The organism is Streptococcus huangxiaojuni (assembly GCF_040930515.1).
In the GTDB taxonomy this organism is placed as follows: Bacteria; Bacillota; Bacilli; order Lactobacillales; family Streptococcaceae; genus Streptococcus; species Streptococcus huangxiaojuni.
In genome coordinates this window covers 22,115-44,658 of sequence record NZ_JBFQEG010000010.1, presented here as the reverse complement: position 1 = coordinate 44,658, position 22,544 = coordinate 22,115, and the positions used below count along the sequence as shown (strand labels likewise).

General features: G+C 43.2%; 22 protein-coding genes. 1 reads left to right on the top strand and 21 read right to left on the bottom strand.

The genetic code is table 11. The features are described from left to right. Positions 1-55 precede the first annotated feature (55 nt). The 14 genes from AB3329_RS06900 to miaA all read right to left on the bottom strand — a co-directional run bounded on the left by AB3329_RS06900 (position 56) and on the right by miaA (position 14,333). Complete coding sequence (locus AB3329_RS06900; RefSeq protein ID WP_368395069.1) at positions 56-649, bottom strand: dTDP-4-dehydrorhamnose 3,5-epimerase family protein; 594 nt, start codon at positions 647-649, stop codon at positions 56-58. Continuing rightward, positions 649-1,518: a glucose-1-phosphate thymidylyltransferase RfbA gene (rfbA, locus tag AB3329_RS06895; protein ID WP_368395068.1), complete on the bottom strand. Its 870-nt coding sequence runs from the start codon at positions 1,516-1,518 to the stop codon at positions 649-651. The genes AB3329_RS06900 and rfbA overlap by 1 nt, the downstream gene beginning before the upstream one ends. Positions 1,519-1,687: 169 nt before the next feature. Then, positions 1,688-2,785 (bottom strand): NAD(P)/FAD-dependent oxidoreductase, encoded by a 1,098-nt coding sequence (locus AB3329_RS06890; protein ID WP_368395066.1) that lies wholly within the window; start codon positions 2,783-2,785, stop codon positions 1,688-1,690. Between the two features lie 442 nt (positions 2,786-3,227). Beyond that, positions 3,228-4,016 (bottom strand): Nif3-like dinuclear metal center hexameric protein, encoded by a 789-nt coding sequence (locus AB3329_RS06885; protein WP_368395065.1) that lies wholly within the window; start codon positions 4,014-4,016, stop codon positions 3,228-3,230. Continuing rightward, complete coding sequence (locus tag AB3329_RS06880; RefSeq protein WP_368395064.1) at positions 4,003-4,686, bottom strand: tRNA (adenine(22)-N(1))-methyltransferase; 684 nt, start codon at positions 4,684-4,686, stop codon at positions 4,003-4,005. Before AB3329_RS06880 ends, AB3329_RS06885 begins: the two co-directional genes overlap by 14 nt. Positions 4,687-5,006: 320 nt before the next feature. Further along, complete coding sequence (locus AB3329_RS06875) at positions 5,007-5,684, bottom strand: DnaD domain-containing protein (protein ID WP_368395062.1); 678 nt, start codon at positions 5,682-5,684, stop codon at positions 5,007-5,009. Positions 5,685-5,780: 96 nt separating this feature from the next. After that, on the bottom strand, positions 5,781-6,701 hold the full coding sequence (metA, locus tag AB3329_RS06870) for a homoserine O-acetyltransferase MetA (RefSeq protein ID WP_368395060.1): 921 nt from the start codon (positions 6,699-6,701) through the stop codon (positions 5,781-5,783). A 105-nt stretch (positions 6,702-6,806) separates the two neighbouring features. Continuing rightward, positions 6,807-7,325 carry an adenine phosphoribosyltransferase gene (locus AB3329_RS06865; protein ID WP_067065177.1) on the bottom strand — a complete coding sequence of 173 codons (519 nt, stop codon included), beginning with the start codon at positions 7,323-7,325 and terminating at the stop codon, positions 6,807-6,809. 222 nt (positions 7,326-7,547) lie between these two features. Next, a complete protein-coding gene (recJ, locus tag AB3329_RS06860) occupies positions 7,548-9,752 on the bottom strand; it encodes a single-stranded-DNA-specific exonuclease RecJ (RefSeq protein ID WP_368395058.1) in 2,205 nt (734 codons plus the stop codon). Beyond that, positions 9,749-10,507: an SDR family NAD(P)-dependent oxidoreductase gene (locus AB3329_RS06855; RefSeq protein WP_368395057.1), complete on the bottom strand. Its 759-nt coding sequence runs from the start codon at positions 10,505-10,507 to the stop codon at positions 9,749-9,751. The genes recJ and AB3329_RS06855 overlap by 4 nt, the downstream gene beginning before the upstream one ends. After that, on the bottom strand, positions 10,504-11,433 hold the full coding sequence (rnz, locus tag AB3329_RS06850; protein ID WP_368395056.1) for a ribonuclease Z: 930 nt from the start codon (positions 11,431-11,433) through the stop codon (positions 10,504-10,506). The genes AB3329_RS06855 and rnz overlap by 4 nt, the downstream gene beginning before the upstream one ends. A 14-nt stretch (positions 11,434-11,447) precedes the next feature. Next, positions 11,448-12,086 carry a cystathionine beta-lyase gene (locus tag AB3329_RS06845; protein WP_368395054.1) on the bottom strand — a complete coding sequence of 213 codons (639 nt, stop codon included), beginning with the start codon at positions 12,084-12,086 and terminating at the stop codon, positions 11,448-11,450. Further along, entirely contained in the window at positions 12,079-13,320 is a 1,242-nt protein-coding gene (gene hflX / locus AB3329_RS06840) for a GTPase HflX (RefSeq protein ID WP_368395052.1), read from the bottom strand. Before hflX ends, AB3329_RS06845 begins: the two co-directional genes overlap by 8 nt. A gap of 125 nt (positions 13,321-13,445) precedes the next feature. Further along, positions 13,446-14,333, bottom strand: a complete 888-nt coding sequence (gene miaA, locus AB3329_RS06835; protein WP_368395050.1) for a tRNA (adenosine(37)-N6)-dimethylallyltransferase MiaA — start codon at positions 14,331-14,333, stop codon at positions 13,446-13,448. A 145-nt stretch (positions 14,334-14,478) separates the two neighbouring features. Here miaA and AB3329_RS06830 point away from each other — a divergent pair, with 145 nt between their 5' ends. Next, the gene (locus tag AB3329_RS06830; protein ID WP_116878570.1) at positions 14,479-14,655 is read left to right on the top strand and encodes a DUF3042 family protein; all 177 of its coding nucleotides are present in this window, start codon (positions 14,479-14,481) and stop codon (positions 14,653-14,655) included. A 127-nt stretch (positions 14,656-14,782) separates the two neighbouring features. Here the strand turns inward: AB3329_RS06830 and AB3329_RS06825 are convergent, their stop codons facing one another. The 7 genes from AB3329_RS06825 to AB3329_RS06795 all read right to left on the bottom strand — a co-directional run bounded on the left by AB3329_RS06825 (position 14,783) and on the right by AB3329_RS06795 (position 22,319). Further along, positions 14,783-15,400, bottom strand: coding sequence for a TipC family immunity protein (locus AB3329_RS06825; RefSeq protein WP_368395049.1), 618 nt, complete (start codon positions 15,398-15,400; stop codon positions 14,783-14,785). Between the two features lie 55 nt (positions 15,401-15,455). After that, complete coding sequence (locus AB3329_RS06820) at positions 15,456-16,064, bottom strand: TipC family immunity protein (protein ID WP_368395047.1); 609 nt, start codon at positions 16,062-16,064, stop codon at positions 15,456-15,458. A 53-nt stretch (positions 16,065-16,117) separates the two neighbouring features. Continuing rightward, positions 16,118-16,732, bottom strand: coding sequence for a TipC family immunity protein (locus AB3329_RS06815; protein WP_368395046.1), 615 nt, complete (start codon positions 16,730-16,732; stop codon positions 16,118-16,120). Between the two features lie 15 nt (positions 16,733-16,747). Further along, a complete protein-coding gene (locus AB3329_RS06810; protein ID WP_368395045.1) occupies positions 16,748-18,382 on the bottom strand; it encodes a hypothetical protein in 1,635 nt (544 codons plus the stop codon). Next, a complete protein-coding gene (locus AB3329_RS06805; RefSeq protein ID WP_368395044.1) occupies positions 18,372-18,896 on the bottom strand; it encodes a hypothetical protein in 525 nt (174 codons plus the stop codon). Before AB3329_RS06805 ends, AB3329_RS06810 begins: the two co-directional genes overlap by 11 nt. Before the next feature lie 172 nt (positions 18,897-19,068). Next, a complete protein-coding gene (locus tag AB3329_RS06800) occupies positions 19,069-19,344 on the bottom strand; it encodes a TIGR04197 family type VII secretion effector (RefSeq protein WP_368395042.1) in 276 nt (91 codons plus the stop codon). Between the two features lie 302 nt (positions 19,345-19,646). After that, positions 19,647-22,319 (bottom strand): AAA family ATPase, encoded by a 2,673-nt coding sequence (locus tag AB3329_RS06795; protein WP_368395041.1) that lies wholly within the window; start codon positions 22,317-22,319, stop codon positions 19,647-19,649. Positions 22,320-22,544: the final 225 nt, after the last annotated feature.

Here is a 22,544-nt window from a genome sequence, read left to right as displayed (position 1 = left end):
GGCGTGATTCCTAGCTTATTTAACTGCTCTGCGATTTCCAAAAAAGCCTGGAACATTAGAGGTCCTCTTCCCCCAAAGGCTTGACATCCTTCAAGAGCGGATGATTTTTATCTGCTTCTGACACTTCCGCTTGATCCAAGTTTTCCCATTGGATATCAAGATTTGAATCAGCAAAATTGACAAAGGCATACTTCGGCTTAAGCTCCAATGCCCAGTAATCGTTAACCAAATAACTATAGGCGACGTTATCGGACAGGACTTGAAAGCCGTTGGCTACACCGCGCGGTACAAAAATACCCTTGGACGCATCAATAACTGTTTGATATGTGTGGCCAAAAGTCGGTCCCTGACGCAAATCAACCCAAGCTCCGAGCACTTTACCGTCATCAGCTACAGAAATATACTTGTCCCATGGTTCAGCGTGAAGACCGCGCAGAACATTTTTACGCGAAAAGGACACATTATTCTGCAGTTTTCCTTCTGCAAAAAAACGTTCAGGGAAACCGAGAGGCAGCATTTTTTCCTTTTGGAAATTTTCTTTAAACCATCCTCGGCTGTCCCCGTGAACCGGAATATCAAATTCAATCATTCCGGGAATTGCTTCAATCTGACGGGCTGCTAATTCTTTTTCAAAAAACTGTTCTGTCATTAAGCTTCTCCAATCAAACGGAGCAAATACTGTCCGTATTCATTTTTCTTAAGCGGCTGTGCTAGCTCACGAACCTGTTCTTTTGTAATGTAACCCATGCGGTAGGCAATCTCTTCAAGGTTGGCTACTTGCAAATTTTGCATACGCTGAACGGTTTCAATATATTGAGATGCTTCCAGCAAACTTTCGTGTGTCCCCGTATCCAGCCAGGCAAAACCGCGCTCCATCACCTCTACTGATAAGTCCCCACGCTCCAGATAAGCTTTGTTAACATCTGTAATTTCAAGTTCACCACGAGGCGACGGTTTGATATTTTTGGCAATAGCCACCACATCATTATCGTAAAAATACAGACCCGTCACGGCAAAATTAGATTTAGGCACTGTCGGTTTTTCCTCAATAGAGACAGCATTCATATTCTCATCAAACTCGACAACCCCAAAACGCTCTGGATCTTTAACCTGATAACCAAAGACAGTTGCACCTTTTTCTTTGGTCGCTGCTTTCTGCAGCATTCTTGACAGACCCGGCCCATAGTAAATATTGTCTCCCAAAATGAGAGCCACACGGTCATCTCCGATAAATTCTTCCCCGATAATAAAGGCCTGAGCGAGACCGTCCGGACTGGGCTGTTCAGCATAGGACAGTTGAATCCCAAATTCTGAACCGTCTTGCAGCAGTTCCTGAAAACGCGGCAAGTCCTGCGGTGTTGAAATAATCAAAATTTCCTTGATTCCAGCCAGCATCAAAGTTGAGAGCGGGTAGTAAATCATGGGCTTATCATAAATCGGCATGAGTTGCTTTGAAGCCGCACGAGTCAGCGGATAAAGACGTGTCCCTGAACCGCCGGCAAGAATTATTCCCTTCATAAAAGTTCCTCTCTTTGTCATTTCTGTCACTTTATTCTAACATAAATAAAAAAGGCTGTCACTCACTATCTGACTGGCCGGTCTACTAAACAGATAAAAAACACATTAACTGTTCAATCTTGAGAAAACCGGACCTTTTGAGCCAAGCCTTAATTTTATAAGTGGTCGATCAATGCTTTTTGACAATATAATTCTCTGCAGCATAGTCTTTGGGATGCAAAAGCAGTTCCTGGCCTTGAAGCAGCCGGGCCAGCTGACAGCCAAGCAAAGGCCCCGTTGTCAGGCCTGTTGAGCCAAGACCGCTTGCGGTGTAAACATTTTCCAAATTCGGCACCGAGCCAAAAAATGGCGAAAAATCGCTCGTATAGGCGCGAATCCCCACCCTCTGGTTAAAAAAGGAGGCTTTTTTGAGATGGGGAAGATAATTTTGTGCCTGAACCCGGAAATCATCCAGCAAAACCCTATCAACTGATAAGTCAAAACCCTTATGATTTTCATGTGTCGCTCCGACACTGATTTGACCAGCAGGAAAGGGAATAATGTCCAGTTCTCCTTCTGGCATGACCACCGGATAGGGATCGGTCTCCAAACCGGTGAAATAATAATCGCGAAGCTGCCCTTTTTGAGGACGTAAATCAAGTGTATAGCCTAATGGAGCCAAAATGGAACTGAGCCAAGCTCCAGCAGCAAGAATGACCGCATCAAAATTCTGCCCGCCTAATCTATACTGCCTGCCAGCTAACTCCAAGCTGACTTTCTCTCTAATCACTTCAGCCTGACTAGCCTCAAGCAGAGTTTTGACCAACCCTGCCCCATCAACACGGGCACCTCCGCTGGCATAGAGCAGGGTTTCAAAACCTTGCAGACCCGGGAAATACTTGGCCGCCGCAGCTTTTGACAGTAAAGCCAGTTTGCCTATCAGCGGAGCTTCCTCCCGGCGTGAAAGAGCTAAGTCATAGAGTTCCTGCAGCTTACTATCATCTTTTCTAAGGACATAAACGCCTGTCTGCTGGTAAAAATCCGTCCGATAGCCATCTGCCTGCAAATCAGCAGTTAAATCCTGATAAAAATCCGCCCCCAACCGAGCCAGACGGTACCAGGCCCGATTGCGCCGCTTGGAAAACCAAGGGCTGATAATACCGGCCGCTGCCTTAGTAGCCTGACCCGTCCCTTCATCAAAAACCGTCACACTGATATGCTTATTTTTAGCCAGATAATAAGCAGCCGCAGCTCCAACTGCCCCGGCACCAACTACAGCAACTTTCAAACCTCTCTCCTTTCACCAAGATACAAAGACCGTTTAAAAATCCGTATGAAAATAGGGGATGGCAAGTGATGTCTTGCATCACGCTGACAGCCATCTTTTTCACTAGGATTTTAGGCCGTGTTCAGTTCATCAAGATACAAAGCCCGTATAAAACGCAAAAGGAAAATAGGGGACTGACTGACGAATCGCTAGATTCTAAGTCAGGACATCTTTTTCCCGCAGCGTTTAGGCCGTGTTCAATTCACCAAGATACAAAGGCCGTTTAAAAATCCGTATGAAAATAGGGGATGGCAAGTGATGTCTTGCATCACGCTGACAGCCATCTTTTTCACTAGGATTTTAGGCCGTGTTCAATTCATCAAGATACAAAGACCGTTTAAAACGAAAAAAGGAAAATAGGGGACTGGCCGATGAATCCCAAAAAAATTCTAAATCCTAAATCCTAGATATGGCTAAATGGATTGGTGTCAGCCTGACTGTCGATAACAGTAATATCCCAATTGTTTTCATTCTGCCAAGCTTGAAATTTTTCTGTCAGCTTCTCTACAAAAAGAACTTCAATATGGTGCCCTGGATCAATAGCCAAAAGACCGTTTGTCAGCATTTCCTGAGCTGTGTGGTAATAAATATCGCCGGTAATGTAGACGTCGGCACCTTTTGCCAAAGCATCATGATAGAATCCCGATCCGCTTCCGCCGCAGATGGCCACTCGCCGAATACGTTTTTCAGCGCTGCCGTAATGAATGAGACGGACCGCATCCAAATGAAAAGCTTTTTTGACCTTGCTGGCTAATGATGCCAGTGTCTGCGGTTCAACTGATCCGATACGGCCGATTCCATAGCCCTTATCAGTAGGAGTAAGAATATCTGTGTCAAAAATCCCAAGCGCATCACAAAACCAGTCATTCAGGCCATCAGGAACCACATCAATGTTAGTATGGCTGACATAAACAGCGATATCATGCCTGATTAAGTCCAGATAGATTTGATTTTGCGGACTGGCAGTCAAATCGGTCAGCGGCTTAAAAATCGGTGCATGTTTAACAATAATTAAGTCAACTTTCTTAGCTATCGCCTCGGCAACCGTAGCTTCACGAATATCCAGAGCCAGCATCAGTATTTTAACATCCTTATCGGGACGTCCCATCTGCCAACCTGAGATGTCACCTTCTAAGGAAAGCTCCTTTGGGCAATATGCTTCATAAAACGCTGTAATATCACTTGCTTTCATTGACAACCTCCTTAATAGCCTTTATTTTTTGGCTGACAGCCGCCCTTTCAACATGTTCTTCCGGAAGTTCTGATAAGACAGTTTCCAGCTTTCTTAGTTCAGTCAGCCATCTTTCCTTAAACATAGCCGGCTGCTCGCGGCTGAGAATGGGGCCAAATCGCAAATCCTTTGAAGACAGTTCCATTTCTCCCGGTTCAGCCACTAAAATTTCATAAAATTTTTGATTATCTTTGATAAGTTTCTCGGCTTTTAGCAGAAAATCATTTGCCGCAAGCCAAGAGCGCACAGTATCTTCACAATTATTGGGCTGCAAAATAAGCCGGGATATAGGGGCTATTTCCTGCTTTCCGGCCTCCAAAATAGAGGTAATGAGACGGCCTCCCATACCGCAAATGGACACAACTGAAATTCGATCGGAAGCGTCTAAAGCTGCTAAACCATCCGCCAAACGAACAGCACCCTTATCCGCTAAGCCATATTCTGTCATATTTTTCAAAGCTGCTTCATAAGGTCCGGCAGCTACCTCACTGGCGACTGCAAAATCAAGCTGGTGATTTTGCAGCAGAAAGATTGGCAAGTAGGCATGATCGCTCCCGATATCCAAAAGCCTGCTGCCCTGAGGAACGAACTCAGAGACTGCTTTTAAACGCGGTGATAACCTTAATTCCATCCTTAATCCTCATTCAATGTATTTGTCTGCACAGTAAGAAAAAGTCCCAAACAGCTATAGCCCAGCACTTGATCTGCTGCCTGCCACAGTTCAGCCAAAAAACAGCTGCTGAAATTGGCTTTGTCATAATAGTTTTAAAATATGATAAGTCAAGCCGAAAAAGAAAGCACTAGCAGCAGGTAAATAGGCATTGACTAAAATAGCCTTTCTAAACAGATGACTCTTAAATCAGTGAAAAGGAGCCGTCAGCAGATTGCTTTGAACCCGAAGACAGCTCCTTAATAATAACCAGTCTCAAGCAGAAACCGCTGCTTAGCCTGCTAATCGCCCCAAAGATCCATGGCCTGCAGGAAATCATCAGAAACAGCGACATCCGTCTCATTGTTTTCCTGACGCTTGCGGCGGTGCTCCTCGACCTGTCGGACTGTTGTCAGGCCTTCGCGGCGCCAATTGCGCAGAATGGCATTGATATAGTTCCAATTAGTTTTCCCATTGAAGACAGCTTCCCGCAAAGCGGCCCGCACCAAATCAGGATCTGTTTTATCTTCTTCAATCGTCTTTTGCAGATCCTCCAGTTCAAAAGGACTGAGGAGCCGGCCCAATTCACGCTCAAAGTCCTGAATTAAATCTTTAAGTGCATTGACAGGCTGAGCCTGCTTCTCCGGTTCAGCATTTTCCTGCAGCAGGCTGTCCAGCTTAGCAAAGGCCGGACTGGTATCAAAAATGACTTCAATCTCTCCGTCAAGCTCTATGGTTTTCATATCCAGCAGTTCCTGAGCGGTTAAAGCAGAGATGGAGCGGTTAATTTCAGCAACTGTTTTTCCTAAAGCTGAAGCAATCTGACTGGGGGCTAAGTCATCCATTTTACTTGTATTTTGCAAATAAAAAAACTGCCAAACCACAAAATCATCAGCCTTGGGAAAGATATCCTTAAAATGAAATAATAAGGCCCCAGGCAAAACTAAGTTCCCCGTTTTATAATATTCTGAAAAACCCATGGTTCTCCCCTCCTGCTTTAAAATGAAAAAGAACAGGGACAGTGCAGCTTGACGGCTATTGACCTCTTTCATTCCAGACAGCCTGATTCCTTCTCATTATTTTTTCAGTTCTTCTAAGCGATAAGGTGTTTCCTGATAGACCGCATAATTAATCCAATTACTAAAGAAAGTAGTTGCTGCTAAATTCCAGGTCATGACAGGTTTTTTTTCTGGGTTGTCATTAGGAAAATAATGTTCCGGTACAAAAGCCGGTTTGCCGGCCTGCACATCACGCTGATACTCTTTTTGCAGCGTATCCCTGTCATACTCCAAATGGCCAAAACTATAGACCTCACGCAAATCTTTGCTGGCTAAAATAGACAAGCCGACCTCTTTGCCGGCAGCTAAAACATCCAAATCTGTCTGGGCCGCGATTCCCTCAGCTGCAACCTCTGTATAACGTGAATGCGGTGAAGTAAAGACATCATCAAACCCGCGCATAAGCGGATTTTGTGCTTCCAGTACCTCCTGCTGATAAATACCGGATAATTTCTTTTTCAGCATCACTTTATCAAGACCGTATTTATAATAAAGACCGGCCTGCGCCCCCCAACACAGGTGCAAGGTAGAATAAACATGCCTTTTCGCCCAGACAAAAATCTGGCAGAGTTCCTGCCAGTAGTCCACCTCTTCAAAGGGCAGTGTTTCTACAGGTGCGCCGGTGATAATTAAACCATCATAATAGTTGTGCTTAATATCGGCAAAGGTTTTGTAAAAAGCCGTCAGATAGTCCGCTTTGGTGTTTTTGGACTTATGGCTGGTCATATGCAGAAAATCAATATTTATTTGCAGGGGGGTGTTGGCCAGCAGACGCAGAAGCTGTGTTTCAGTCGCTTCTTTAGTCGGCATTAAGTTAACAATAACAACCTCTATGGGCCGGATATCCTGCTGAAGAGCCCTTTTATCATCCATGATAAAGACGTTTTCGGAACGTAGGGCAGCGAGCGCTGGCAAATCTCTATCAAGTTTAATCGGCATAACGGCATCTCCATTTCTATAATCTGTTACTTAAGATTATAAGATATGCCGATATAGTTTTCAATTATGTTATTTTTCTAGTCAGATATAGCTTTAGGCTATAACCTAGCTGGGGAATTTCATCAAAACCTTTGTGTCATAACCGGAAATCGCCTCACGGCCATTCAAACCGTCCAGCTCAATCAAAAAAGCACATCCTGCCACGACACCGCCCAGCTTTTCAATCATTTCAATCGTCGCTTTGACTGTCCCTCCGGTTGCCAGCAAGTCATCAACAATCAGGACACGCTGTCCCGGTTTAATGGCATCCGCATGCATGGTCAACGTATCCAAACCGTATTCTTTCTGATAATCCGCAGAAACCACTTCACGCGGGAGTTTTCCGGGTTTACGTACAGGCGCAAAACCGATACCTAGCTCAAAAGCAACAGGACAGCCGACGATGAAACCGCGCGCTTCAGGTCCGACAACCATATCAATTTTCTTATCCGTAGCATACTGAACAATCTCGCGCACAGCATAACTGTAAGCATTGCCATCAGCCATCAGGGGGCTGATATCACGGAAAAGGACCCCCTTTTGCGGGTAATCCTTAATTGTTGCAATATAATTTTCTAAATCCATTATCTTACTTTCTAGGGCATCTGCCAAAAAATCATTTACTCTTTATTATAGCACGAAATCTTTTTTTACACATCTTTAATGTAAAAAATCCCTGCCCTTTTCTGTTTTCAGTGCAGCCCCGTATCAAAAGCGCAGGGCAGGTTTGAAATAGCTCAGCAAATGATTTCAGCACAGATCTGGAACCTGAAAGAGGAAAAGCTGCAGCCTTCTTGTTTCTTCAGTTTAGTCATCTTCCTTTAAAAAGGCATACATTTCCTGCGGCGTTCCTAAGGCCATCAGTTCCTGAAGTTTGACAAGTTTTTTTAGGTCCTGATAAATATGGCTGTCAGCAATCTCATGTTTTTCTGCCTTCTTATTGACAGTCATCACACCGTCTGTGATGGTTACAAAATGGAGTTCCGCAAAAATCTGAATCATTTTAACCAGAAGAATGTCTGGGATCTTAAGGTAGTCAGATAATTCTTTTAACTTGTAGCGGATATCAAATTCAGGGAAACGGTAAATTGTCTTATAAAGCTTAGCAAATTGTTCCCGAGTGCCGTAGCCGGTCAGGTAGTACTGATGCTTTATTCGGTTTTTAAAATAAATGACATTAAACTCTTTACCAGCAAAAAGAGCTTTCAATTCTGCCGGATTTTCAGGTATTTCCAGCAGAACGACTTCTTTGCTGCGGCTGTCAGCAGTCAAAATAGGAACATCAGAAGGGAGCGGGGTCTGATTTGAGCGAATATCCAACAGCTGGATACCTTCTACTCTTGCATCCTCCAGCATAAGCTGCAGGCTGGTCTGACCGTTCCATTGGTTAACCGATAAGGTTACAGCCAATTCTAAATTCTGAGCCTGCTGAAACTCATGCAGGAGATTGCCCCTATTAAAAGCCACAAGGTCAATCTCTTCCTTGCCTTGAGCAATTTTAAGCTTTAAATGCTGACTCTTTTGTCCCATCGTCCGTGCCTGTTTAACAGAAAAATCAGTCAAATGAAAAACAGGCTTTTTATTATCCATACCAAAGGGTGCCAGTCTGGTTAGACTGGTGACTGTTTCAAGGTTTAAGGCTGATAAATCAAGGGAGGCGTCGAGCTGTAAGACCTTTTTTTGACTGAGATCAATAGCTTTAGCAGCAATATAATCCCTTAAAACACCAGCCAGCTCCTGGAGCTTGTCTGCCTCTAAAGTCATGCCGGCAGCACCGCTATGTCCGCCAAAGGCAATAAAAAGATTACGATGCTCTGTCAGAGCCTGAAAAATATCGAGTGCCTCTACACTTCTGGCACTGCCCTTAGCTATCCCGTCTTCAATATTAAGGACTATAACCGGCTGATTCAGCTCTTTTGCTATCCGGCCGGCCACAATCCCCAAAACTCCGGGATGCCAGCCGGATTTTGCCAGAACCTGAACAGGCTGAGTTTTGTCTGCCATTTGCAGCGCTTCATGAAAAATCGTCTCAACAATCTCTTTGCGTTCTTCATTTTTCTGATAAACCATAAGAGCTAAATCCTGTGCCTCTTCTTCATCGAAACCAGTCAAAAGCGCTACAGCAGGATTGGGATCATCTAAACGTCCGAGAGCATTGAGCTGAGGAGCTAATTTAAAAGCAACTGTTTCTTCATTGATTTGTCCGCTGTCCGCCTGTGATAAGCGCAGGAGTTCCTGCAGGCCAAAGCGTTCGCCAGACTTTAAAATCTGCAGGCCCAGTCTTACCATAATACGGTTTTCACCAGTCAGGCTGACCATATCTGCTATAGTGCCTATAGCAACTAGGTCCAAAAGTTCTGCCGGAACAGACTCCAGCAAGGCACAGGACAATTTAAAAGCGACACCGCAGCCGGCCAAATCTTTAAAAGGATAGGTGCTTTTGGGATGCTGCGGGTGGATGATAGCATAAGCTTTCGGCAGCTCATCAGGGATACTGTGATGATCGGTCACAATGACATCAATTCCTTGCTGCTTTGCATATGCAAGAGCCTCATGACCAGCCACACCATTATCAACTGTAATAATCAGAGAAATCTTTTCCTGCTCAATAAAATATTTATAAACTGATTGGTTGGGACCGTATCCATCTGTAAAACGGTTCGGCAGATAGACTTGAACATCGCCTCCCAGCATTTCCAGAGCTTCTTTGAGTACAGAACTGGCTGTCATGCCGTCAGCATCATAGTCCCCATAAATCAGAATAGACTCCCCGTTTTCAATTGCCTGACGGATTCGTCCGACACTTTTTTCCATATCATAAAGCAGATAAGGATCGTGAAGTTCTGACAAATCAGCACTTAAAAAAGCCTTCAGTTTTTCAGCACTGTCAATACCTCGCCGATAAAGAATTGTGCTGGCTTCTTTGCTTAGCTTTTCTTTTTGCGCCAGCTTCAAAAAATCAGCATCAGGTTCTTGAACAGCGATTTCCCATTTATACTTTGCTGAAATCATTTATAATTAAACACCTTTCTGGCTAAAAAATCTGACATTCTGGGGAAAAGAACATAAAGTTTGTAGGTGAGCGCCAAAAGCCAGGGTAAATTGAGCTCCCGCTTATTTTTCCCGAATGACTTAACCATTTTTCCAGCCACAGCAGCAGCCGGCAGTGTATACTTTTCGACACTTTTCAAATAAGTGCCTGTGGGATCGGCAAAATCAAAAAATTTCGTTGCCACAGGTCCGGGATTAACTGTTGTGACATAAACATTCTTGTCAGCTAATTCTAAACGCAGTGCATTGGAAAAACCGATAACGGCAAATTTACTGGCAGAATAAACACTGGCCTTGCTGGTTGCTATCAGTCCGGCCATGCTGGCAATATTAATCAGATGTCCCTGGCCGGCCTCTGCCATCCTAGAGCCGACTAGGCGCGAAAAAGCCATGGTCGCAAAGGTGTTAACAGCAAACATCTCCCTGATCTCTTCAGATTTGTATGATTCAAATGGCTTAAAGTCACCAAAACCCGCATTATTGATAAAAACATCAATCTGCCCGAATTCCTGATAAAGGTAATCGACCATCTGTTCTATAGCGTAATCATCTCTAATATCCAAAGCCAGGCAAACACAGTTTTTCCTCTGCTTATACAGATCCTCCAAGCGCTCCTTGCTGCGGCCTAAAAGAATCAGGTAATCGTCAGCAGGAATCCGGCGGACAAGCGCCTGAGCCAGGCCGCCGCTCGCTCCTGTTATCGCAATTGTCCTCATACCGTTACCTCTTCAAAGTCCTTCACCAAATGTGTATTTTTAAAAATTGTTTTGGCATCTGCTTCCAATTTGCGGCAGTCGCGGGCCAGAAAGCGGGCACTGATATGATTGAGCAGGAGGCGTTTGGCAAAAGCCTCCTTAGCGACATCTGCTGCCTGCATGTTAGTAGAGTGCCCGTGAGCCTTGGCCAGCTTTTCATCCCCTTTGCCATAGGTTGACTCGTGCACAAGAACGTCAGCTCCCAGTCCCAGACGGACACTGGCATTTGTCTTGCGGGTATCTCCTAAAATGGTAATCACCTTACCTTTTTTAGGAGCCGAAATATAGTCACTGGCAACAATTTTACGGCCGTCTTCCAGGACAATGTCCTGTCCTTGTTTCACCTTGCCAAAAAGCGGTCCAAAAGGAACACCGGCAGCTTTCAAGGCTTCTGCGTCCAGACTGCCCTCCAAGTCTTTCTGCATAACCCGATAACCGACACAAAAGATACTGTGGTCTAATTTTTCAGCATAGACCGTAAATTTTTCAGTTTCCATAATTTTTCCAAGTGATTTTTCACCCAGTTCGTGAAAATGAAGACGGTAAGGAAGGCGGGTTTTTGCTGTCTTTAAACTGGCCGTCACATAACTTTTAATTCCGACAGGTCCGTATATATCGATAGCTGTTTGTTCATCATTGGCCTGAAAAGCCCGGCTTGACAAAAAGCCCGGCAAACCAAAGATATGATCACCATGCAGGTGGGTAATAAAAATTTTTTTAATCTTACGGGGTTTTATGCCTGTCTCTAAAATTTGCCGCTGCGTGCCTTCGCCGCAGTCAAACATCCAGATTTCATTAATTTCATCCAATAATTTAAGCACCAGGCTTGATACATTGCGCATCTTAGCCGGCTGTCCTGCTCCTGTTCCTAAAAATTGCAATTCCATACGTTCTAAACTTTCTATTTTTTGATATGAATAATGGCTTGATGCTGAGCAAAGCCATAGTATCTTTGTCCTGAAAAAGGAGCTGCCAACTCTAAAAGTTCTTCTTGATTAAAGCCGGTCAGTTTAATTACCTTATCTGCCAGTTCTAATATCTGGCTGAGCTGGCTGGACTGAGGGGTCAAGTCTCTGCAGACAGTTTCTGAAAAGGCAAGAGGTGCCATCTTTATCCGGCCGGCATCAAAATAAATGCTGTACTGAGGAAAAATCTGTGCTAATTCAAAAAGGAGTGATTCGCTTATCTTTTCTGACTTCTCCGAAAAAACAAGGGCCTGTTCTGCTTTGTTTTCATAAACGAAACCATAAGACTTCCCCGATAAATTCAGACGGACAAAAGGTTTTTCTTCTTCAAAAGAGGGGCTGTCTGTCAGCAGACCTAAGGCCTTTGACAATTCAAAATAATAGTCAGTAGCCGCTTGAGGAGACTGCTTTTGGTAGATCTCCGCAAAATAGGCGTTGATAACACTGGGCGGAGGCGTAATAAAAGCCATTTTTTCCTGATGAGACGAAAAGCGAGACAGCACATTGTTCAAGTAAATGCGGTCCAGCTGCGTAAATCCTCCGTATTTCAAGCCTAAAGCAATATAGTCAGTCATAAAAGTCTTCTAATCTCCATTTATTTTCTGGGGCAATATAGCCGCGGACTGTTTGGGAGCCGCTGCTATCAGCAGATCCATAATTCAAAAGAGCATATTTGCCCAGCTCGTAAAGCTTGCCATGACGATCAGCAGAAAGGTCCAAATCAAAAGCTGTGAACTGTTTTTTGATTTCTGCTATGAGCTGCTGCTGCAGTTTCTTCTTGCTCTTTTGTTCCCTTGCTGAAAGCTGGATATAGGGAAAAAGAGTGGGACTGAAGTGTTCTGCTAAGTCGATTTTATTATAGACCGTTAAGCGCGGAATACCCACCATATCTAATTCTTCCAAGAGCTTTAAAACAAGGCTCTCCTGCCTCTCATGCTGCGGATCGCTGGCATCAATAACATGCAGAAGCATATTGACATGCCGGCTTTCTTCTAAGGTTGACTTAAAAGCTGCAATAAGTTCTGTCGGCAAATCCTGAATGAAACCGACAGTATCCGTCAGAGTTGCCTGAAACTGTCCCTGCAGATAGAGCTGTTTTGTTGAGGAATCCAGAGTAGCAAACAAACTGTCAGCAACATATTCGTCTCCTCTGGTTAAAAGATTCATAATGGTTGATTTACCGGCATTTGTATAACCGACTAAACCGATTTTAAAGGTGTCAGCTCCTAAGCGCTCCTCCCGAAGAAGCTGCCGGTTTTGGCTGATTTTTCTGAGTTCTCGTTTAATAGTTGTCATTTGGCTGCGAATCAGACGGCGGTTAAGCTCTAATTGACTTTCTCCCGGCCCGCGGCTGCCGATTCCCCCAGCCTGCCGGCTTAGAAAGGCACCTTTCCCAGTCAGTCTGGGCAGCAAATAATCCAGCTGTGCCAGCTGAACCTGAAGCTTGCCTTCATAACTCCGGGCATGTAAGGCAAAAATATCTAAAATCAGCTGCATCCGGTCAAGAACCTTCAGATTAAGGACTGATTCTAAATTGTTATGCTGTCTGGGACTGAGCCGGTTATTAACAATCAATGTGTCAATATGCTTTGCCTTGATTATGGACTGTAAATCAGCTAATTTCCCAGAACCAAGCAGAAACCTGCTGTCATACTGAGAACGCTTTTGGCTGCTTCTTGCTGCTACATAGGCCCCTGCAGTCTGAGCAAGTCTGGCTAATTCATTCATAGAGGCAGCAAAATGACGCGATTCCGGCAACTCTACACCAAAGAGCAGTACACGTTCCTGTTTCGGCGCTGTTGCAAGCATTTTCCCACCTCTTTTCCAGCCTTTGTGACAGCTTATATTATACCATAAAACACAGCGAAAAGAAGACTCTCAGCTGCCAAAAATCACAAGCAAAAAAGACTGAAAAAGGCAGTCAGTCTCTATCATCAGCTTTCTAAAAAATCTGTTACAGTTTGGTTAATTTTAGCTTCAGTACCAGAGACAGATAAGTCATAGAAGGGCACTTGCATTCTGTTTCTAAACCAGGTTAGCTGGCGTTTAGCGAAACGGCGGCTGTTTGTTTTAAGTTTATCGACTGCCTGCTCCAGACTCTCTTCTCCGGCAAAATAAGGAAAGAATTCTTTATAAGCAATGGCTCGGCTGGCCTGGACATGCGGGTAATTATCATAAAGCCACTGAGCCTCAGTCAGCAGGCCCCTCTCCAGCATATCATCCACCCGCTGATTAATACGGCGGTAAAGTTCTGCCCTATCGGTATTTAAACCGATGAGCAGGACATCGTAGTCAGCCGGTTTATTTTGCAGCTGCTTCTGTCCAAAGCGCTTTAATTCCAGAGCACGAATAGCCCGCCTGCGATTAAGCTGAGGAACAGTCAGTTTCTGTTCAGCTGTTTTTGCAAAGAGAGCAGCATCAGATAAGCTTTCCAGCTCTTTACGATAAGCCAAAAGGGCTGTTTGATTGAGGGGACCGCCCAAGTGGTAGCCTTCAAGGAAACTTTGAATGTAAAGCCCTGTCCCGCCGACAATAAAAGGAATTTTTCCGCGTTTTGCTATATCTCTGACCGCAGTTTGAGCCTCCCTGACAAAGTCATAGGCCGAATAGGTCTGTGCAACATCACGCACATCAAGCAAGTGATGCCGAACCTGTGCCTGCTCTTGAGGGCTGGCCTTAGCTGTTCCGACATCGAGCTGACGGTAAACCTGCTGGCTGTCGCCGCTGATAATTTCCCCTTTAAAGGCTTGGGCCAATTTAATTCCCAGAGCTGTTTTTCCCACTGCTGTAGGACCAACAATGGCCAGCAGTTTTTCTGACATTTTTCTTTACTCCTCTTAATCTTTTACGCAGCAGCTAAAAAGCTTTTCACTTGCTATTTCCTTTTTTTTTCGCTAGTATATATTATAACATATTGAGAGGGTCTTTTAGGTTGGCCTAAGCTCATAGATAAAAGGAGACATTATTATGGCTAAAAAATTTGCGTTTGCTAAAGGTCTTGCTACCGGAGTGCTGGCGACTGCGGCCACTGTTGCCGGTGCTGTTTTTGCAGTGAAAAAGACTATCATTGACCCTGAAGAGGAAAAAGCAGCTTTCATTGAAGAAAACCGTAAGAAAGCAGCACGCAAGCGTGTCGCACACTAATATTAACTATCTTTAAATCAAATAAGAGCCCCCGGAAAGCCAGATTGTTCTGGCTTTCCGGGGGCTCTTATTTTAATTAACCTTTCTCTGTCTTAACTGTGCTTTTTACTGCTTCAAATGCGGCTCTTTACCACTTCTCCCACTCTGTCATGACCCTAACATAACCGTAATCAGCAGGAGAATAGTTACTGTCATAGATTGTACACCAGTCAGTCAGAACTTTTTGATTGATAATCTCATCATAGTAACGGTCCAAATCGGCTGCCGTGATGCCGTAGTCAGCCAAATATTTCCTGACTTGTGAGGCTTTATCAATATATTTGTCAGGGTCACCTTGTTTTAGAGCTATTTTAACAGATTTTTTCAATGTTCTATCTTTATGAGTATATAATCCCCATATTCTTACGCTAATCTTAGAATTGATGTCCTTTTCAAAAGTAAGAGAAATAAGCTTAGCATCACTTTGAAAATTAAAACTGATAGCAATATCAGAATACCCATTAAACGTGGTTTCTTCACTATATGTTCCGAATGGTGCTCGCGCAATGTTGGGATCATCACTCGGCCAAGAACCTCTGATATCAAAACCTTCAATATTTTCCAAAATATTATGACTGCGGTAAGTCTTTTTCGTTTCTTGATACATTTCGTCAAATATATTTTGCGGCTGTCTCATATAGTGATAGTAGAGCCCCGCTGAGAGAACCATCAAAACAAGAGCTGTCATTAAGATTGCTTTTTTCATTTGTAAGCCTCTTTGCACTCTCACATCGCTTGTCATCTATTTTACACAAGCACCTTTACCACTTCTCCCACTCTGTCACGACCTTGACATGGCCGTAATCAGCAGGAGAATACTTACTGTCATAGATTGCACACCAGTCAGTCAGCACTTTTTGATTGATAATTTCATCATAGTAACGGTCCAAATCGGCTGCCGTGATGCCATAGTCAGCCAAATATTTCTTGACTTGTGAGGCTTTCTCAATATATTTGTCAGGATTACCTTGCTCGATGATTTGAACACTTTTTCGGAATCTTTTTTCTTTCAAAGAATATCTGCCAAAAATCCAAATTCGTATATCTGGTGCCAACTCTTTTTCAAAAGAAAGAAAAACTGTCCTAGTATCTTGAGTAAAATGAAAAATTAATTCGACATTTTTATAAGTATCGGGAAGGTATTCATTACTGTATACAATATCAGAGTAAAAATGAGAATCATCGTACTCTTGATATTTTCGTACATCTACACCATTCAAACTGCTAAAAATATTTTTATTTTTATAGCTTTTTTTCGTTTCTTGATACATTTCGTCAAATATATTTTGCGGCTGTCTCATATAGTGATAGTAGAGCCCCGCTGAGAGGATCATCAAAACAAGAGCTGTCATTAAGATTGCTTTTTTCATTTATAAGCCTCTTTACACTCTCACATCGCTTGTGTCTGTTTATACAGGCATCATTACCACTTCTCCCACTCTGTCATGACCTTGACATGGCCATAATCAGCAGGAGAATAGTTACTGTCATAGATTGCACACCAGTCAGTCAGAACTTTCTGGTTGATAATCTCATCATAGTAACGGTCCAAATCGGCTGCCGTGATGCCGTAGTCAGCCAAATATTTCTTGACTTGTGAGGCTTTATCAATATATTTGTCAGGCTCACCTTGCTTGATGATTTGAACTTTTTTTTCAAATGTTTTTGACTTTGCGATATATTTGCTAAAAACCCATATTTCTACACCTGTTCCTATTTCTCTTTTAAAAGAAATGGACATTGTACGGTACCGCCTTTCAAAATTAAAACCGACCCTTATTTCAGTATACTTATTTGGTAAACTTTTTTCATTGTATCTTCCAAAAGGAGTATATTTAGAATATTCTCCATCACTCGGCCAAGAACCTCTGATATCGAAACCTTCAATATCCTCCAAAATATTATGACTGCGGTAAGTCTTTTTTGTTTCTTGATACATTTCGTCAAATATATTTTGCGGCTGTCTCATATAGTGATAGTAGAGCCCCGCTGAGAGAATCATCAAAACAAGAGCTGTCATTAAGATTGCTTTTTTCATTTATAAGCCTCTTTGCTATTTAGCGGCCGCTTCTAAACGATCCAAAAACTGTGAAACATCGCTGTAATGCTCGGCAATATAGGCCCTGCTTTCTGCCTCGCCTGCTGTCAGAATATCTGTCGGAACCAGACTGCTGTATATCGTTTGTTTGACTTCATTCCAATCCTCGTTTTGAAGAAATTCTTTTTCCCTTACAGTATCATCTTTTGCCACATCCCTATAGTAGGACGACATAGCCTTATCATAAGACTGCCCTTGTTCTATCCGGCCGGCAATATTAACGGCATCCAAGTCAGCCTTATAGTCATCTTCACCGATACTGGGAGTCATATCGTTAGCATTATAGGTAGTATCACCTTCCCAGCCGGATAAATCTTTAACATTCTCCCGACCGCCGTAAAGATCAGATAATTGGAAAAATGCTGGATTTAGATGGGTGGCCATAGTGATAGACTGATGGGTGAAATCCGCATTTCCCGCGCCATTATTGGAATAAGCCTGAAGCTTTTTATTCCAGAATTCATCAAAGCCTTTACCTGTCCCATAAGCTTCTTTGTAGGCTTTTTTTGCATTTTTATAGAAATCAGGATTATCTTTTATCATTTCTTCTGCAATGTCTAGTGTTCCCCCAGCCATTTCGTGTTGCAGTCTCAGATTATAATTAAGCTGTTTGGCTTCTTTTTCTGTAAGGCCTAAGTCTTGGTAAATCTCCAAAAGTGGTTTGCCGAGTTTTTGCGGTTCTCCTTTAATAGGATTACCAGTAATCTCCGTATAAAAATAAGTTGATAAGTAGCCCGCTGTTTCGTTCCATTTAAAGTCATCATAGCTAGCTCCCCCTAAAACTCTCAGCAGGAGGTAGTCTCTCTCTTTCTGGGACAGTTTAGGAAATTTTTTGTCCAATCCTCGTTTGATTATCAAAATCTGTTCAGCTGTGGTCTCATCAAAGCCGTATTCCGCTTGCAGATTCGCCATGAACTCCTGTTCTGTTCGATTAAAGGCAGTAGAAAGGGTGGTTTTATTGGATAAAACCTGAACCCAAGAACGGTTTTGCGGTAAGGTGAAGACACCTTTCTGCGGCTGCCATGATTGTCGGAGTTGCCCGAGACCAGTTTTAAATGCGGCGCTCAAACTTTCCACCTCGGCAAACAGTTGAGGAGAGCTAGCGTGAAAGGCTCGCAGACGGGCTAGTTTTTCTTCTAAATCCGCCTGCAGGCTGCGAAAGCTCTGAACTTGATTCTGTGTCGTCTGTAAGCGATCCTTGCTATGCTCACCAGCTGGATGGACTGTCAATTCAGCAATCAAACTTTCCCCCTGCTGCACTAAAAACTGGCAGCGCTGAATATGTTCTTCCAACAACGATTCTTTTAAGTCTTCTGCAGCTACTTCTTCCTGGTAAGCTTCTGGAAAACGGCTGACAGCCGTCTGGGTCTCCTCCAACAAACGCCGGCCACCTTCCAATAGCGGTTCTAAGATTTCAGTAATTAATAATCTAGCTGAATCATAGGCCTTGCCTTTTAGTACATCACTGCTTTCTGCAAATTGAGCAGCAGCCTGATCCAGTTCATCATAAGCTGCTAAAAGCTGGCCAACCATCATTTTTGTGTTTAAAGCTTGTTGTTGAGATTCACTGACATACATATCAATGCTCATGACCGTACTCCTCCTCACTTTGCCAAATTGCTCTTCTTTCTCCTTCTATGGTATCCAGACGGTCTATAGTTTTCTGCTTTTGTTTATTAAGTTTTTCTCGGTCACTGTCAAAATCTGCTAAAAGAGCATTTTTTCTGCCAGAAGTATCCAAACTTAACTGCTGCCAATTGGAGTAGGAAGAAGTAACCTCATCAGCCAGTATTCCGCTTTTTTGGTAAAAATCAAACAAACCTTCTTCCTGCTGTTCCAACCGCTTAAGTGACTGATCTAATTGAACTTCACGTTCTTGAAGTTGTTCGGTTTCTGTCTGCAGAGCAGCTAATTTTTGGTCATTCTGTTTCTCCAATTCCTTTTTGCTTAGCTTAGGCTTGGCTGAAGCTGAATTTTTTGGGGCAGAGGAATGCTCATAATTATGGCTACGAATCCTCTTTCCCAAGGCATCTAACTCCTTAGTCAGCCAAGCTTGATAAGCATCAAGTTCTTTTTGGCTAGGCTTACGTGTCGTTTCATCCATCTAAAAATCTCCTTTTTCAATAAGATACAAAAGCGTGAAAGTTCACAGCAAAACGAAGAAGCTAATGAGAAATAGCTGTAATCACTCATGGGTCTGCACTTCCTGTAATTGTGTCTCATTTTGCAAACGGCTTAGGGCATATGCAGCCCACTCAAAGCTGTTAAAAATATCCTTATTTTTGCGCTATGGTTCGAGCTTGAGCCTGGTCAATCGCTTCAAAATCATCGGCTACTGTTTTGATATTAGCCGTTAGTTTATTTAAGGCAACTGCTAAGTCACGCATACTGCTGATAGTTTCACTGATAGCGGTATGAGCATGGCGGTTACCAGCTACAGTCGTTTGATGATCTTTTTCACTTTCAGTGACACTACTTAACTGGCTCTGAACGGTATTGAATCCGGCTGTATAACTTTGAACCTCATTGACATCGCTACGGATTTGTGGCATTTTGCTACCCCCTTTTATTATTTTTTCGTATTATAACATATACACGGATAAAAGAAAAGTGGAATCACAGTTTGGGATACTGAAAATCAGTTAAACAAAGTTCAAACTGACGTAATAATTAGACTTCCGCTGCGCTATGAGAAATAGAGCACCCCACAAACGCTAAGGATTGTCTTTGTTTTCCGGAAAGTCTGCTCTTTGCTATTATCTGTAACAACTGCCGAAATAGCTGCTAGCAGTTTCGACAGCTGTTTACAGACAGGGTCAAAAATAGGGGTGCAGTAGCTGTAATTGAGCAGGCTTTAAGAACGGCTTCTCTTGTTTTCTTGTTTCAAGACTTGAATTTCTTTGTCAGCAGTAATAAGAATGCGGTCTCCTCGTTTTATGTCGCCATTAATCAGCATACTGGAGAGTTTATCCTCGATCAAGCGAGTAATACCGCGTTTCAGCGGTCTGGCACCGTTAATAGGATCTGAACAGGTGCGGGCAATAAAGGCTGCAGCTTTTTCATCAAAACAAGCATCAATCCCTTGATCAGAAATGAGAGCTTCCTCTTCTTTTAAGAGGAGTTTGGCAATCTCAAAGAGTGCCTGTTCATCAAAAGGCTTGAAGGTGACGATTTCATCAATACGGTTTAAAAATTCAGGCCGAAAATAACTTTTTATGGCAGACTGAGCATTATTATTAATGTAGTCATAATCCAGCTGTGAAGCCAACTGACCAAAACCGATTCCTGAGGTCTGCTGACTGTCTCCCATGCCTAAATTAGAGGTCATAACAATAATAGTCTCTTTAAAATCGGTCGTCACCCCATTGCCATCGGTCAAGATGCCATCATCAAAGACCTGCAGCAGAATGTCAAAAATTTTCGGATGAGCTTTTTCAATTTCATCGAATAAAATCACCGAATAAGGTTCTTGACGCACTTTATTGGTCAGCTGTCCGCCGCCTTCAAAACCGACATAGCCGGGCGGTGCGCCAATCAGTTTAGATACTGTGTGCTCTTCCTGAAACTCCGACATGTCAATACGGATCATGCGATTGTGCTGGCCAAACATCTCAGCTGCCAGTGTCTTGGCTGTTTCTGTTTTACCAACACCGCTCGTCCCTAAAAACAGATAAACACCGACTGGACGGTGGGGATTGCGAAAGCCGGTTTTGGAACGAATAACGGCTCTTGAAATGGCATCAATCGCTTCTGCCTGACCAATAATTTTTTGGGAAAGGCGTTCCGGCAGCCGTTTCAGTCTGTCCAGTGAATCGGCTCTGTCTGCTTCTTTGGTGGATACCTTGATATCTTTAAGGGGAATGCCTGTTTTTAAAGCTACCGCTTTTTTAACATCTTTGACACCAACCCGCAGATTGTTTTGAGGATTGGAGGTCATTTTGTTTCTTGATTTTTGAAAATCTGCCTGAAGGTCTGACATTTTTTGCCGCACTTTGTTAATCTGTTCCCTGTCAGGAAATTCTACCGCTTGAAGCTGTTTTAGCTTATTCTTTAATCTCTTTAGCTTAGCGTCATAAGCCTGATTAGCCTTTGAGACTGTCCCGCCCTCAATACTGACCAGAGCACCGGCATTGTCAATAACGGTAAAGGCGCTGTCAGGCAACCTTTCCTGCAGCAAGTAGCGCTTGGCCAGTTTAACAGCTCCGCTGATAGCTCCTTGGCTATAGCGCAGGTTATAATGATTTTCGTAAACCGGAATTAAGGCTTTGATTATTTTTTGAGTATCTTCAAGTGACGGCTCGGCAACCATTATTTTTTCAAATCGCCGAACTAAGGCAGAATCACGCGCAATGTAATCCTGCCACTCTCTGGGAGTGGTAGCGCCGATAATCCGGAAATCACTGCGGGCCATAACCGGCTTTAAGGAATCTGTCAGAGATTTTCCTTCCCACAGCATATGAATTTCATCAATAAACAGGATAACATTTTTCTCCCGCGCCATCTCGTCAATAAATCTCAAAACACCTCGATTATATTCCCAGCGAAGAGCTGCATTTAAATCTTTAAGACTGAACTGCAGAATTTTTTTCCCTTTTAGCGAAGGGATTTCCTGATTGACGATTTTTATCGCTAAGCCTTCAACAATGGCTGATTTACCAACACCGCCTTCACCCAAAAGGGCGACATTGTTTTTATCCCGCCGAACCAGAGCCACTTCAATGCTCTTAAGTTCTTTTTCACGACCGATAACCGGCTGCAGCAGGCCTTTTTCCGCTTTTTCTGTCAGATCCGTAGCAATATCCTCTAAGATAGAATAATCGGGATTATCCAGTTTATGAGAGATCTGTTCTGACTCCGCCTCTCTTTTTTGCTGTTCTTCTTCAGCACGTCCATCACGAAAGTCACTCCAATGGTAATATCCCTCACGAACCGAAAAACGGGACTGAATATCTTCCAGTGACAGCATCAGATGGGGGTCATATTTCAGCATTAATTTTTCGATAACCTGACAGGCATTGGAGGTTTCATCCTGCACCATGCCAATCAGTATCCAGTAACTGTCAATACCGCCTTCCGGGACATTCTGAAAGCGCATCTCTTCAGCGAACTCAAGGATTTGTTTAACATTCTCGCTCAGAAAAAGATCCTGGGCATACTTCACTCGCGTCTGCGTTGCTGCTTCCTGTAGGAATTGCACCGGATTAGCCTTCAGCCATCTTGCCCGGAGCTGCCGCCGACGCCGCTCTGGATTGCTTAAATAATCGTCACGCTCATCCAGAACGATTTCCATCCGCTCCTTTACTAAATCAGCCGCTTCAATTTCTTTTAGAATTTTGGTTTTTGTAATTGAATAGCGCCCCAAAGCATAATTAGCCCCTGAATCAACAGTCGAAGCCAAAGCGGACAGTAAATCCTGCGACGTCATCAGCTCTCTCTTATCTGCTTTAACCAGTTCAGCCGCTGTTTCTAAAGCTTCTTTTGTTTGTTTGGTCAACTTGTATTCAATAATATGGGAATTATTGGACATCAGACTTCCTTTCCATACCATGATTTTTTCGTTTTTTTCATTATAACAAAAAGAGATTCTTTTCTCTTTATTTTACAGTTTTATTCTTTTTAAAGCAAAAAAACACTGTTACTCTTTACTGTCAGATAAACTGTTAACGAATTGTAAAATTTTTTGTCTTTCTTTTATTTATCAGTTTTCTATCGCAACAGCAGAATGAAAATTCAGACTTTTTCTTGACTAGCC

Excerpts from the sequence above, each read along its gene's own strand:
- hflX (WP_368395052.1), bottom strand. The coding sequence starts at position 13,320 with ATGCTTGCAACAGCGCCGAAACAGGAACGTGTACTGCTCTTTGGTGTA.
- AB3329_RS06815 (WP_368395046.1), bottom strand. The coding sequence starts at position 16,732 with ATGAAAAAAGCAATCTTAATGACAGCTCTTGTTTTGATGATTCTCTCA.
- rnz (WP_368395056.1), bottom strand. The coding sequence starts at position 11,433 with ATGGAATTGCAATTTTTAGGAACAGGAGCAGGACAGCCGGCTAAGATG.
- AB3329_RS06800 (WP_368395042.1), bottom strand. The coding sequence starts at position 19,344 with ATGCCACAAATCCGTAGCGATGTCAATGAGGTTCAAAGTTATACAGCC.
- AB3329_RS06900 (WP_368395069.1), bottom strand. The coding sequence starts at position 649 with ATGACAGAACAGTTTTTTGAAAAAGAATTAGCAGCCCGTCAGATTGAA.
- rfbA (WP_368395068.1), bottom strand. The coding sequence starts at position 1,518 with ATGAAGGGAATAATTCTTGCCGGCGGTTCAGGGACACGTCTTTATCCG.
- AB3329_RS06865 (WP_067065177.1), bottom strand. The coding sequence starts at position 7,325 with ATGGATTTAGAAAATTATATTGCAACAATTAAGGATTACCCGCAAAAG.
- metA (WP_368395060.1), bottom strand. The coding sequence starts at position 6,701 with ATGCCGATTAAACTTGATAGAGATTTGCCAGCGCTCGCTGCCCTACGT.
- AB3329_RS06880 (WP_368395064.1), bottom strand. The coding sequence starts at position 4,686 with ATGGAATTAAGGTTATCACCGCGTTTAAAAGCAGTCTCTGAGTTCGTT.
- AB3329_RS06875 (WP_368395062.1), bottom strand. The coding sequence starts at position 5,684 with ATGGGTTTTTCAGAATATTATAAAACGGGGAACTTAGTTTTGCCTGGG.
- recJ (WP_368395058.1), bottom strand. The coding sequence starts at position 9,752 with ATGATTTCAGCAAAGTATAAATGGGAAATCGCTGTTCAAGAACCTGAT.
- AB3329_RS06810 (WP_368395045.1), bottom strand. The coding sequence starts at position 18,382 with ATGAGCATTGATATGTATGTCAGTGAATCTCAACAACAAGCTTTAAAC.
- AB3329_RS06855 (WP_368395057.1), bottom strand. The coding sequence starts at position 10,507 with ATGAGGACAATTGCGATAACAGGAGCGAGCGGCGGCCTGGCTCAGGCG.
- AB3329_RS06825 (WP_368395049.1), bottom strand. The coding sequence starts at position 15,400 with ATGAAAAAAGCAATCTTAATGACAGCTCTTGTTTTGATGGTTCTCTCA.
- AB3329_RS06845 (WP_368395054.1), bottom strand. The coding sequence starts at position 12,086 with ATGACTGACTATATTGCTTTAGGCTTGAAATACGGAGGATTTACGCAG.
- miaA (WP_368395050.1), bottom strand. The coding sequence starts at position 14,333 with ATGTCAGAAAAACTGCTGGCCATTGTTGGTCCTACAGCAGTGGGAAAA.
- AB3329_RS06885 (WP_368395065.1), bottom strand. The coding sequence starts at position 4,016 with ATGAAAGCAAGTGATATTACAGCGTTTTATGAAGCATATTGCCCAAAG.
- AB3329_RS06795 (WP_368395041.1), bottom strand. The coding sequence starts at position 22,319 with ATGTCCAATAATTCCCATATTATTGAATACAAGTTGACCAAACAAACA.
- AB3329_RS06805 (WP_368395044.1), bottom strand. The coding sequence starts at position 18,896 with ATGGATGAAACGACACGTAAGCCTAGCCAAAAAGAACTTGATGCTTAT.
- AB3329_RS06820 (WP_368395047.1), bottom strand. The coding sequence starts at position 16,064 with ATGAAAAAAGCAATCTTAATGACAGCTCTTGTTTTGATGATCCTCTCA.
- AB3329_RS06830 (WP_116878570.1), top strand. The coding sequence starts at position 14,479 with ATGGCTAAAAAATTTGCGTTTGCTAAAGGTCTTGCTACCGGAGTGCTG.